Here is a 12911-nt window from a genome sequence, read left to right on the forward strand (position 1 = left end):
AGCAGCTGATCGCTTCGGGGCCGTGACCATGAACTAACTCGTAACCTTTTTACCACGTGTAATAGCTATTTGCCTCTCCAGCGTTTTCTTCCACTCTTGGAGTGCCTCCATCTGTTCGTTCACTTTTCTGAGCTTTTGTTCGTAGATCGCCAGCATTTCCTCGCAATATTCGTAATCGTCGGGAGCTGCCACTTCCCCTCTGAAGACCGTCCTGATTTCATCTGCGGTCAACCCCAGCTTCAAGTACAGTTGAATCATTTTGACACGTTTGACTGCCGATTCATTAAAATAGCGGTAATCGTTTTCCAGTCGTTCTGCCTGTAGCAAGCCCTTTTCTTCATAATGACGGATCGACCGGGTACTGACATTCGTTAATTGGGATAATTCGCTTATTTTCACGGAGCATAGATCCTCCTCGTAAGAAATTGCTATCCCAATTATATGCCAGAATGTCAATGTATCCATATCGTTTTTGATTACGAATCTATTCTTGTATTTTCGTTGATCTTTGACCTGCTTTTGACGAAAAGCAATGTTGCTCCCATCAGCATCACAAATAAACCTACTACGGCAAAAGGCAGATACTTATTCAACTGGTAAAGACTTGTGCTGAGAATCGGTGCGATGACAGCGGAAATTCCTTGGACCGATGCCACAAGCCCCGCAACTCCTCCTTGCTGTTCATGATCAACGGCAAGCGAAGCTCCTGCCATAAATCCTGGCATCATGAGCCCAGTTCCTACACCAAACAAGAAAAATGCCGCGGCATAGACGATCACATGGATGAAGAAAAGAAAGAGAGACAAGCTGATGATTAAGAGCACCGCCCCGAAAAGTATGAGTGATCTTGGTTGCCATTTAGGATTTTTCATTTGTAGTCCTTGTGTGACAATCATCGCTATGCCAGAAATCATAAGTCCTACTGATAACATTCTGGCGGTTTCCTTTGTTGTTAAAGACAACTGATCCTGAAAATAAAACCCTCCAACGACTTGTAAGGTGATAATGCTGAGCATCGTTGCCAAACCGGCAAACAAATATAGGGGAAGGCCTTTTTGAAAAGGACTCACCTTGGGAGGTTTTTCGTGAATGATGGGTTTTTGAGCCGGAATCAAGAAGTACACGATGCCCAATGCGACCAGCGGCAACAGTGCGCCTATGTATAACGGCCAAATCAGACCGATCAGTGCAAAGGCTGCAGCAATCGCTGGACCCAGAACAAGCCCCATCCCATTGGCTGCACCGATTAAAGCCATTCCTGCCGCCCTACCCTTTTCGTTAGTTACATCCGCTATGTACGCCTGCGCAGCAGATGGAACTGCCGGGATAAACATACCGATCAATCCGCGTGCCACAATGAGCAATCCAACGAGAAGCCCGCCACTTATTACCTGTGATAATCCTGCATACATGGTCGCTGTGAACAGGACATAACTCATAAACATTCCGAAAAAACCAATGACAATGACAGCTTTCCTTCCTTTCAGATCGCTTAACCGCCCCCAGACAGGTGCCATCACAGCCATTGCAATTGAACCGAGTGAAATAATGATGCCAGAGTGAATTTCACTGAGGCCTAATTCACGGATAAGCGGCGGCATTACGGGAGCAATAATCATCAATCCCACCATCGCCACAAATACACTCAAAAATATACTAAAACGGATTCGAAACATCGCACATCCTTCTCCTTCCATAGAGCACGCTTTTCATCAAAATCGTAAGAGAAATGCGTGACCGCTACTACCTGAGAACGGAGAGTTTATGCTCCGTAACGGATTTTGTTTGTCGCTTTGTTTAAATAAATCCTTTCCATCCATCGTCACAGCTGACCTCACTTACTTCCTGCGTTTCATTTCATATTTAACATTTTTTATCACGCCTAACAAAATGAGACTACCAGTCAGCATGTAATCACGCTACCGGAAGTCTCATCTGCCCTTCTTCTATGTTTCTTTTCCTACAGCTTTACTACCATTTTTTCTTAGGTGGACATATCGGTTTGCAAGGTGGCGGAAATGTCGGTTTTGGTGGGGGTGTCGGTGGTGGGGTCGTTGGAATAGGAACTTGTTGATCCTGCAAAACTTTTAGACCAATACGCAGAACGATTTTTTCACGAACGGTCGAGAATGTTTTGGTTGTGTCCTTGCACCGCTTACTTTCCAAACCGATATCTAATTCGGTGAATTCCGTGAATAACAGCTCACAATACGGTCTCTCATTGTAAACTTTTCGGTTGCCAAACAAACCTACGTTAATCTTTGCCGCGTGACCTGATTTATTCAAATATTCTCCGTGTGACTCGAAATCTGGTGCCAGTTGCAAAGTCGGTCCTGTAGCAGGAAAGGTCAGATCCGTACAGAAATCGAATGGTATCAGTGCTGTTGTATGTCGTACATCACCGCAAACAGCAGTTCCCGTTACTTGATCGACTGTGGTGTACTCGATATTTTTTCGAATAAAACCGCTGACGAACAGCTTTGCAGACAGCGGGTTAAATGTGGGAACCAGCTCACATTGTTCCAGAATGACACTCTTCAATACCCGAATGATCTCAAGGGCAGGCCTCTCTAAATGGACATTAGCCTCGACACATACGACAACAGCCGTTTCTGCCAACGTTACAGGTACTTTAATCGTTTTAGGAAAAGTGGTTTCGGTTGAAGCCATTCCGAACACTCGGGCATTTTCCACTGTACAGCTGTTTTGCGTCACTTGAGTTTGGCCACATTTACAGCCATCGCCATGTATACCCATTTTACTCTCACTCCTTTATCAGCCACCTACTCTCTTTATATTATATGGACTAGACACAATATGGATTTGGCTGATGCCAAGCGTTATCTGCCCTTTTTTCTAGAAAAGACTGTTTACCTTTTTCGTTATGTATGGAGGCGGAACGGGAACCAGCTGCTTCCGATACCACCATACACGACCGCTAATGGTTGCCAAGCCGCTGAACTCCTTCCATTCTGATTGCGAATGGGTGAGAGGATCTGCTGTGAGGTTGATTTGCCAGTCCCCTGTCTCTACCCATCTATTCGTCGGACAAGCTGGTGCTGTGAGAAGAATTGCGCTTGTTCCTACATTTTCTTTGGGCAAAGAAGGGCGTAATACTGTAGAAGTAAAGGGTATGCGAATCGTTTCATGCTCTACTTTTTGCGAATGGACAGTGACCCCCACCCCCTTGATTTCCAACTCACCTGACAGCCAGACAATCTTTTTGCTATCATCGTGTCGAACGTGCTGGATATGGATCTTACTTTGGCATTCCACTTCCTTCCACTCGAGTTTCCAGGGGACACGTAAGGAATGTACCCACTCTACGTCCCAAATTTCTTCTAAAAAAGCAACCTGCATGAACGATTGACCCGCGTTTTCAACGTAGACTACTTTTGCTTGAATCAGTTCTTGTTGAGAACTGTTGTTTTCTTGCGTACGATCCTTGGCATTCATAGGGGGTGGGGTCGTAGCTGCAACAGGTGGCACTTGTTCGGTAGTCATCTGCTTGACCGGAGGTGGAGGTGCTTGTTTTCGCTTGCCCTTTGGTTTCTTGGAGCGATACATTTTCTGCTTATCTGTGGCACCTTCCAGAGACCGCATCTGTTCCTTCGGTGCGACAAAGAGGAGCGGGAGTGATGCTCTCGACTTTTGCAAGGAGCCTCGCTGGTTTGGCATTGGTCTTTTATTCTTAGGATTTTTCTTGTCGATCGGCATGTCCTCACTCCTTTCCATCAAAATACGCCTCTCTTTATCCATACGTGATCGCCCGTCTGGTTGTATAGACACTTGCCCTTTGGGTATACAATTCGTCTTCCCATGGCAAACCTTATCCCGCATAACCCGCAAAATTATGAATCACCGACCAATCAACTCCTTGCTTACAACAAAAAGACATCCGCCCTTGTAACGGATGTCTTGCTACCTACGATTCTTCATTGCTGAGCTTTTCTTTAATCAGGTAACGGCATTTTACTTGACCTTCCGCCATACACGAAGTACGCTCTACATGCGCGTCTACTAGCGACTCAAACAAGGAGAGCTCGCATCGACATGCTTGGCGATAGCGAATAGCTACCTGTAAGAGAGGGCAATTCGCTTCTTCAAGCGTATACAAACCATCCCCGACTTTTTCCAAGTGAGGCATGTATCCTTCTTCATTTTGTATGCTTGCCAATGTTTTCACTCGCTGGTCAAAACCTTGTCCTCTCATTACCTCCCGATAGTTTTGTAACATCCGTGCCATCCGCTTCTCAAATAATTGATCGACAAAAGCTTCCCCATACAAATCCTGAATGCCCGTCAGCATCTCTGTAGCCAACTCGCTGTAGTGACGCGGAAATAATTGTTCAGCAGTATTCGATAGATGATACACATAGGCTGGTCTGCCTGTTCGCTGACGAACCAATCGAGACTCGATATACCGTTCCCTATGCAAAACATCTAAATGCTTACGTACTGCGACTTTTGTTATGCCGAGATATTTAGACAGTTCCTGGACATCGACCGAACGGCGCTTCTTAAGCAACACCAAAATTTCTCGACGTTTTTCCTGTTCTTGAAAATAAACTGCGTGTCTGTTCATTAATGGACCTGCCTTAGCGGATTGCTTCGTTATACAAACGATTGACTTCCTCCCAATTGACTACATTCCACCACGAAGAGACAAAATCAGGACGTTTATTTTGGTACTGCAAGTAATACGCGTGCTCCCACACATCTACGACCAATATAGGCGTTTTCTTCTCCATAAAAGGAGTATCCTGATTAGGCGTGCTCATCACTTCCAACTTGTCTCCGTTGACGACGAGCCATCCCCATCCTGATCCGAAACGACTGACAGATGCTTTTGTCAATTCATCCTTCATTTTCTCAAAACTTCCGAAATACTTGTCGATTCCTTTCGCAATATCCCCTGTTGGTTTCCCGCCGCCAGTGGGACTCATGATCGACCAATACAAGCTGTGTCCATAATGCCCGCCCCCATGATTTCGAACTGCCATGCGAATGTCTTCCGGGATATCCTGCAAGTTACTGATTAGTTCTTTGACCGAGGCATTCCTGAACTGCGAGTGGTTTTCTAAGGCTTTATTTAAGTTAGCCACATACGTAGCATGATGCTTTCCGTGATGAATTTCCATCGTTTTCGCATCCAAGTAAGGTTCCAGCTCATCATAACGATATGGCAGTTCCGGTAACGTAAAGGCTTCCATTTCCTATTTCCTCCAATCTTGATTGTCGATTACAAGCCTAGTTTACAAGATGAAAAATATTTTGTATACACCCAAATTTGTTTCCTTCATGCAAAATTTATTTCACATGAGGCTTGCATTGCAAACAACACCTCTCTGTTGTAAAATATCGACAAATCATCTTTCCTTAAGGAAACAATTTTTCCTCAAGTAAAATCTTTCGTGCAGGAAGGAATATGATTCCATGAACGTCGTATTGGCAAAGGAACCGCCATATCCAGTTTTTCAGCCCCTGGTGCATCTGGCGACAGGACATTTTTTCGGGTACGAAGCACTTCTTCGCTCCTCTACACAGCACTCACCAGAATTCCTTTTTCGAAAAGCTCGTGAAGAAGGACACTTGTTTGAATGGGATACCATGTCGATGAAAAAAGCGATTGAATCTTACTTTACGAATGTGACTTTCAACGATCATGCCCCATATTTGTTCATCAATGTGTTTCCTTCTACGTTGGTGAACCCCGCTTTCCTATCGTTTGTTACCGAGGGCCTATTTGGATCGTGGAACCGTCGAATAGTCTTGGAAATCAATGAGACCAATGAAGAAGACAAGATGTGGGAGTTAAGATTGTTGGGGAAAAAAATACGTGAGCTGCGTCAGCATGGGTTCCTGATCGCATTAGATGATGTCGGCTCAGGTGCCGCGTCATTAAAAAAGATCGTGGAATATGAACCAGATATCGTTAAGCTCGACAGATACTTCGGCAATCAACTGTCCTCCATGCCCAATAAGCAAAAGCTCGTCTCGCTTTTCGTCCAATACTGCCAAGATCATATTCAGCTTGTACTGGAAGGAATCGAGGAGCCAGAGGACTTAGCTGTCGCTTTGGCACTTGGGGTACCTGTAGGTCAAGGTTTTTTGCTGGGGTACCCCGAACCACTTCAAGCAACACAAAAAAGACGATGATAACTTTCTCATCGTCTCTCGTGTCTGACTATTTTCCTATCGGCTCCAAGGAAGCGTTCAGTGCATGAGCAACATATTCTTCTGCACTATGTTGAATTTGCTCATCCGAAACCCCCGATACCCCTTGGAATAAGAATGGTTTCAAGAATTTCATTCCCGTTAAATTTGCCATCGCTTGCAACGGTTTGATCAATTCGCTGATGGAATAGTAGTTGTATCCATCACGTTGATAAGCTTCCTCGGGTCCGCCCGTAGAAATCGCGAGGAGAAGCTCTTTTCCATGCAGCTTGTTTCCTTCAGATCCGTAAGCCCAACCATACGTCAACACAACATCCTGCCACTGTTTCAACAGGGCCGGTGTGCTGTACCAGTAAAGCGGAAATTGAAAGACGATACGATCGTGCTCTTGCATCAGCTTTTGCTCTTGTTCAACATCGATCTGAAAATCCGGATAGGCAGCGTATAAATCGTGAACCGTTACACTTTCTTCTTGTTGTATTCTTTCCTTCCATGTTCGATTGATTCGAGATTGAGACATGGTAGGGTGTACTGCGATGACGAGAGTTTTCATGGAAATCCTCCAAAAATTTGGTTTGTACATACAAATTGACAAAAGTCTAGGACACTGTCAACTATCCCGCACCTTACAAATGCTGGAATCCAGACTCCGACTTGCTCCCTTCCAGCATTTCGACTGTTTCGTGAATCATCTGTGTGACTGATTTTACCTGATCGACAAAACGAGTAATCGTTGATGGCGTCATGTGAAGAATTTGCGCCAATTGAGTCGGGGTTACCTTTTCCTTTTCGTTAACAGTCAACATGAGATACGCATGAGTAGGAGAAAATCCTATACGCGATATTTCGGTCAAATGTAAGCGAAAGAAAATCCCTCACAAGGAGGGATTACAGTCGAAACATTTGCTGTTCCGCGTATTGTACCAAACGCTTCGTCATCTCTCCGCCGACAGAGCCATTTTGGCGTGCTGACGTATCTGCTCCCAACTCGACTCCAAATTCAGCAGCGATCTCGTACTTTAATTGATCTAATAGTGCACGAGCTTGTCCATACACCAGGGAATTCGAACGTGCCATTGCTGTTCACCTCAGGTTTTGATTGTTTTCGTGAATGGTAGTATGTGCAGATTATGGTAGTGTATTCAAACATGCTCCGATTGTCGATTAATCCAGATCTATAGCCCAACTGACTAACTCTTCATCTTCAATATTAGATGGATTCTTGTAGATATAAGAGTAATTTTTTCTTCCATACGATGCTCCACACCTATCTCTTTCTTTGTATGACATACCAGAGCAATCATCATCCCTAAAAACAATCAGACTCTCGAAGTATTCGAGTGGCATTTACTTACGAGGAATAACAGTCGAATAAGCATTGATGATATCCGGTACATACTCTTCCGTCAATCGTATGCCTCCAAGAATCATTTCCTTTTCTTCCTCTGACACGCTGAAACACTGATCACCGCATTTTTCGCAAGCCATCACCCATCGCTCCCCAAGCTTCTGCAGGCGATTCATATCCCATTGCACGTCTTGCTCACATGTTGGACAGGCTATGATTTTCATCGTCTTTCCCTCCTGTATCCACAGCTTCCTTTTCTTGTATTTTACTAGAATGGACAAAAAAGACACTAACCTCGTGTTAGTGTCTTCTCACATGATCTTTGCGAAGGGTAGATTCCTAAGGTGACGAGAATCCCCCATATATGTAAAGCTTATCTCCCGAACCTGCACCTGTTGCCTGCCAACAGGGCTCTCCAGCACAACAGAATCGTGTGGAGCCGCTAGCAGCAGTTGCCTGCCTATCGGCGATAAGAATGAAATTCTGTTGTTATCCGGGTCAATGTCTGTGGGATAAACCACAGTAAATGACTCCTCAAATTGATCTTCTTCAAATAGCACTTTAACGCTGCTGCCTAATAACGTAATTGCTTTAAGCGATTGAAAGAGTGCGCTGTCTTCTTTTGCCAAAAGGCTTTCAAGTGTTTGCTTGTAACGCTCGACAATCTCATCGATGGCTTGCTTTTCTTTCCCATAATTGCGTACATATTGATCGTAAAAAAGTGAATACTGCTCGTCAAAAAAGACAAGCTGGTTGATCAGATGATTTCTGGTGCCGTTCAAAATACTAGGGTTCATAGTAGATTTCACCCCCCAGTTGCTTTTCATAAACATGTTTGATGAGCGTAATGTTCTTCATCATCGGAAAAACCCTCCTTAAAAAAATAGCCCCCGAAGGGACTCTTATCATTGTATCAATAATTTCAAAATGATTCCATCGACTGTTTAGAAATGCTTTACAAAGGATGGTCAAAACGCTCGCGAACTGGCATGAAGAGTGCTTCTTCCATTTCCGCTGCGGGTAGTGGGTGGCTAAAGTAATACCCTTGGATTTCCTTACAAGCATTCTCTGTGAGAAAATCTAACTGTCCCTGCGTCTCGATTCCTTCCGCAATGACATTCATGTTTAGATGCTTCGCCATGGAAATGATCGTTGCGACGATCGCCTGATCACTCGGATTCATCGTGATATCTGTAATAAACGAACGATCAATTTTTAGTTTGTGAATGGGTAGCAGCTTGAGGTAGCTGAGCGAGCTGTAACCTGTTCCGAAGTCGTCCAGACTAATTTTCACGCCATATTCGTGCAATTCCTTTAAAATTTCTGTGGAAAGCTCTGCGTCCATCATCATGCTTTCCGTTATTTCCAATTCCAAGTACTGCGGTTCGAGTCCAGTCTCCACAAGGATTTGTCGGATATAGCCTACGAGATTGGGTTGGTGGAACTGACGAGAGGACAGATTGACTGAAACGGGAATCAAGGGTCCACCCGCCTCATGCCATTTTTTCATTTGCTTGCAGGCTTCCTTTAATGTCCACATGCCTATCTCAAAGATCAAGCCCGTTTCTTCCGCGATCGGGATAAACACGCCAGGTGACAGGGTTCCTTTTGTCGGATGATTCCATCGGACGAGCGCTTCCACGCCAATAAGCTGATTGATCCCCGTTTGAATCTGTGGCTGGTAGTACAAAACCAGCTCGTCATTCTTTACCGCTTTTCTCAAATCCCTCTCCAGTTCAATACGCATCAACACTTGGTCATCGAGCTCATTGGTAAAAAACTGAAATCCGTTCTTCCCGTTTTTCTTCACTTCGTACATGGCAGCATCAGCATTTTTGAGCAATTGCTCCTCACTGCATCCATGATCGGGATACACCGCGACACCAATACTCGCCGAGACATAATAATCTTTTCCCTGCAAGAGATAGGGGATCTCGATTTCCTTGACCACCCGTTCAGCCAACGTCGAAAACTCGTAATCATCTTCGACATTTTGGCAGATCAGTGTGAACTCATCACCACCCATACGGGCAATCGTCACATCGAATCCTTCCGCGCTTTTTTTGATCCGATCACTCACTTCTTGCAAAAAGCGATCCCCGTACGTATGGCCCAAAGAATCATTGATCATTTTAAAACGATCGATGTCAAGTACCAGCACCGCAAATCGCGTACCCTGTTCGCTATTGCTGCCAATCGCCTCCTGCAAGGCTTGATGGAGCTTTCTTCTGTTCGGCAAGCCGGTTAGTTCATCGTGGAACGCCTGATATTCGATCATCGACTTGGCACGCTGCTCCAGCATACGTGTCTGGTCTTCGTAAGCCTCCAAAACCAATTGCTGGTCAAAGCTGAGCAGCTTTGTAATAGCATGAACCAATTTTTTTGAGTCAGGATAAACGTCTTTCCGATCATCTATTATTCGCATGAGTGTACCTAATAGGTTTTGAAAAGAACCCATGTACCATTTGGGAGGAAGCCCGATTTTTCGATGGACCATCGCAATCTTCATGCGTTTTTCAATGAAGGCAGGATCCATCCGGCCGTCAAACATCTCGATTAAATGATTTTTTAAGGTTTGACGTAATCGTTCAACGGTAGTGTGCTCCATCACAATTTGTTTCAAAGAGTCCACATGGAGAATCGATTCATAAAAAGAAGAAGTAATCTGCTCAATTTCAGTCTCAATGACAGGGCGAAACGCTGCGATTAACTGCAAATCCTCTTCCGTCAAGTTAATCATGTTCATTTGTGCGATAACTTCGGTGTTTCCTTCTATTAATATCCGTGCAGAATCGTTTGCCGGCGAATTCGACGGTTGGCAGCATGCAGCGCTGTTTTCTTTGGACGAATTTGATGACTTCTGCATTTACATAGATTCTCCTTTTCCATAGAACCAACGTGCGTATAGGCTCATGCTTATTCACAAATATACATTCGACATAATTCTACATTGTCCTCCCATGTTTATCCATGGCAATGATGAATCTCCCTCTCGGTGAAAAGGAAAAAGTCTGGACGATTTATGTACAGACTTGAATGTTCCCGCTACTTTTTCATGATTTTCAAATGCGTCAGCTAAACGCTCAATTATTTGCTCCGCTGTCGCTGGATCATCTCGCCAGATCACCTTCATTCTAAAAACGGGAAAAAATAAGCACAGTGGAAAATGAATGTTCCCACTGTGCCATCTCTTCCCGTCTTTTATTGTCTGACCATACCCGGTTGATGCTCACCTTTTCCGTATGGATTATTGCCAATTAATACGATCTTATCATCTTCAGTAACCAGCACATGATAATGCGAGCCTGGTCCTTCGATACCATAGTTGTACGAGGAGGAAATTAGTCTAACGGGAGCCGCCACTTTTTGCTTTTGAAGTGGTTCCCAATCATGCTCGAATATTTGCCCATCCTTGGTAATTCGCAAACGTCCGCTCATCATGGCAATGCCTTCTTCCGATTTGGGTTCCAGCTTCACTTTGATAGCTCCTGCATCTTTTCCTTCGCTCTCAGGGTAAACTTGAATTTCCTGAACCTTGCCTGCATCATTGATTGCCCAAACTGATGCGATATCCTTTGTATAACGGACAAAATACTCCGGTGCTAGCTCACGAATACCTTCCAAACCTGCTATTTGTGCAAATGAAGTGAACGGCTCATCATTCTTCCGTTCTGCGTATAATACCTGGCCATTTTTCGTCACAGCAAAAAACGTATAAAGATTAGCATAAAGCTTGGTCACATCTGCTGCCATTTTTGAATCAATTTGGAGGGTTTCCACTTTTTGTGGGCGCAAGTTCGTGATGACATATACCCCTCCACGTTCTGCGGAATCGAAGCTGAATTCTACCGTCAGGAATTGGTCATCTTCCGTACGCAATAAGAGATGCTCCTCCCCACCAACAAAATCCTTGATGCGAGAAGGCAACGCCAATGTCTCACAATTGCTAAATTTACTGGTCCACAACTGGATTTGTCCGTTCTCATTCAAGGTAACCGGAGAATCCAGGATAGTATCCATCGTTTTTACTTTGGTAGGTCCTTTCACTTCATATGGCACTCGATCTGCGCCAAAACTCCATACAGAACCATCCTTCCGAACGAAGTACGGTTGATCCAGCTCAGTTACTACCTGTTTTACATCACGTAATTCGCCAAATTCTGTCCATTTGTCAAAGGTAACAGGAATTCTCCCCAGCTGTCCTGTCATATTGCTGCCAAATGAATAGACGTTTCCTTTTTTATCGAGAGCAATCACATGGTCGGTACCAGCTTTTACGTCTGTAATATCTGAGAGACCTGCTATTTTGACAGGCTCCTCCAGATCATTTTCCAGATTCGCACCGAGCATTCCAAGGGTATTATGTCCCCAACCCCAAACCGTTCCGTCCGCTTTTACGATCAAATACAATCCTTCTCCACCAACTGCCATCCGCATCGCACCATCTGCATGAGCAGCACGCACAACTTTTTCATTTTCTTTTGCATTGTAGCTGTACATTTCGCCCTTTTCTGTTTGGATCAAGGCGCGATCCGTATAATCGATGGCTACCTGTTTGACTTTCCCGGGGATATCCATGACCTGCAGATTTTCTGTGTTCAGCTCTCCGGATTTGCCATCGAGATAAAGCAGTTTCCCTTGGTCATCTACTAGAAACAAGGAAAAAGCTGAGCTATACATTTCACGGATATTCGAGAGCTTCGTCACCTTTTCGGCTGCTTTCGCTCCTTTTTCCCATTTCGATACAGTACCGTCTTCTTTCAGTAAAAAGAGTACGCCGTCATGAAGGTCGATCTGCTGAATGTTCTTGATTTTGTCCAGACCGGCCAGTTTTTCTGGTGCTTTCTTCTCATCGATCTGCCATACTTCACCGGCGCTCGTGAGGACATAATCCGTCATGACTTGCTTAGCATCTTTGATCCCGGCTAGCTTGTGCGGTTCATACTTCTTGTCAGATTGAAAGCCCCATTTCCACACTTCCCCATCCTCGGTGAAGGCATAAGAAATGCCTGGCCTCCACCCATAGCCTGCTTCATCAAAAATGACGCCTGTTGCAATCGAAGTAATCCCTTCCAGTACCAGCTTATTTTCCAACGGTTTCCAGAATTTCGTCGTTATGCTCGAAAGATCCGCTTTCGCATTATCTTGACTGCAAACCTGTAGCTTCACCTCGGTATTGCCCTTCGCATCAACCGAAGCTTCTACTTTATGGGAAGCTACCTTCGCAGGGGATGCAGCAAAGACCCCACCCGTCGTCAATAGGGAGAGTACCGCGGTATAGCTCAACAGTGCTACCCATTTCTTTTTTCGTACCATCATGAATCTCCTCGCCATCGTCTAATGTAAACAATTGTAAGACGCTGGCAACTCGAATTGCGTCACTGTT

Annotated in this window: 14 protein-coding genes; 1 reads left to right on the forward strand and 13 read right to left on the reverse strand. The window is 44.7% G+C overall.

Annotated elements, in window-relative coordinates; translation table 11 throughout:
- Positions 1-33 precede the first annotated feature (33 nt).
- From FO446_RS15230 to FO446_RS15255, 6 genes are all read right to left on the reverse strand, one after another.
- Entirely contained in the window at positions 34-399 is a 366-nt protein-coding gene (locus FO446_RS15230; RefSeq protein ID WP_173607699.1) for a MerR family transcriptional regulator, read from the reverse strand.
- A gap of 77 nt (positions 400-476) precedes the next feature.
- Positions 477-1676: an MFS transporter gene (locus FO446_RS15235; RefSeq protein ID WP_173607700.1), complete on the reverse strand. Its 1200-nt coding sequence runs from the start codon at positions 1674-1676 to the stop codon at positions 477-479.
- A 295-nt stretch (positions 1677-1971) separates the two neighbouring features.
- A complete protein-coding gene (locus tag FO446_RS15240; RefSeq protein WP_173607701.1) occupies positions 1972-2757 on the reverse strand; it encodes a CsxC family protein in 786 nt (261 codons plus the stop codon).
- Between the two features lie 99 nt (positions 2758-2856).
- Positions 2857-3717: a hypothetical protein gene (locus FO446_RS15245; RefSeq protein WP_237898425.1), complete on the reverse strand. Its 861-nt coding sequence runs from the start codon at positions 3715-3717 to the stop codon at positions 2857-2859.
- 208 nt (positions 3718-3925) lie between these two features.
- Positions 3926-4585 carry a helix-turn-helix transcriptional regulator gene (locus FO446_RS15250; protein WP_173607703.1) on the reverse strand — a complete coding sequence of 220 codons (660 nt, stop codon included), beginning with the start codon at positions 4583-4585 and terminating at the stop codon, positions 3926-3928.
- Positions 4586-4598: 13 nt separating this feature from the next.
- On the reverse strand, positions 4599-5213 hold the full coding sequence (locus FO446_RS15255; protein WP_173607704.1) for a superoxide dismutase: 615 nt from the start codon (positions 5211-5213) through the stop codon (positions 4599-4601).
- 223 nt (positions 5214-5436) lie between these two features.
- Between FO446_RS15255 and FO446_RS15260 the strand changes: the two genes are divergently transcribed.
- Positions 5437-6159 (forward strand): EAL domain-containing protein, encoded by a 723-nt coding sequence (locus FO446_RS15260; RefSeq protein ID WP_173607705.1) that lies wholly within the window; start codon positions 5437-5439, stop codon positions 6157-6159.
- Between the two features lie 28 nt (positions 6160-6187).
- On the opposite strand, the gene FO446_RS15265 is transcribed toward FO446_RS15260, so the two are convergent.
- The 7 genes from FO446_RS15265 to FO446_RS15295 all read right to left on the reverse strand — a co-directional run bounded on the left by FO446_RS15265 (position 6188) and on the right by FO446_RS15295 (position 12841).
- Positions 6188-6730 carry an NAD(P)H-dependent oxidoreductase gene (locus FO446_RS15265; RefSeq protein ID WP_221868500.1) on the reverse strand — a complete coding sequence of 181 codons (543 nt, stop codon included), beginning with the start codon at positions 6728-6730 and terminating at the stop codon, positions 6188-6190.
- 73 nt (positions 6731-6803) lie between these two features.
- Complete coding sequence (locus FO446_RS15270) at positions 6804-6983, reverse strand: helix-turn-helix domain-containing protein (protein ID WP_173607707.1); 180 nt, start codon at positions 6981-6983, stop codon at positions 6804-6806.
- 82 nt (positions 6984-7065) lie between these two features.
- On the reverse strand, positions 7066-7254 hold the full coding sequence (locus FO446_RS15275) for an alpha/beta-type small acid-soluble spore protein (RefSeq protein ID WP_173607708.1): 189 nt from the start codon (positions 7252-7254) through the stop codon (positions 7066-7068).
- Positions 7255-7524: 270 nt separating this feature from the next.
- A complete protein-coding gene (locus tag FO446_RS15280; RefSeq protein WP_173607709.1) occupies positions 7525-7749 on the reverse strand; it encodes a hypothetical protein in 225 nt (74 codons plus the stop codon).
- A gap of 87 nt (positions 7750-7836) precedes the next feature.
- A complete protein-coding gene (locus FO446_RS15285) occupies positions 7837-8322 on the reverse strand; it encodes a GreA/GreB family elongation factor (protein WP_237898427.1) in 486 nt (161 codons plus the stop codon).
- 158 nt (positions 8323-8480) lie between these two features.
- Positions 8481-10391 carry a putative bifunctional diguanylate cyclase/phosphodiesterase gene (locus FO446_RS15290; RefSeq protein ID WP_232772940.1) on the reverse strand — a complete coding sequence of 637 codons (1911 nt, stop codon included), beginning with the start codon at positions 10389-10391 and terminating at the stop codon, positions 8481-8483.
- Positions 10392-10726: 335 nt separating this feature from the next.
- Positions 10727-12841: an RCC1 domain-containing protein gene (locus tag FO446_RS15295; RefSeq protein WP_419466151.1), complete on the reverse strand. Its 2115-nt coding sequence runs from the start codon at positions 12839-12841 to the stop codon at positions 10727-10729.
- Positions 12842-12911 lie beyond the last annotated feature (70 nt).

It is taken from the genome of Brevibacillus brevis (genome assembly GCF_022026395.1).
In the GTDB taxonomy this organism is placed as follows: domain Bacteria; phylum Bacillota; class Bacilli; order Brevibacillales; family Brevibacillaceae; genus Brevibacillus.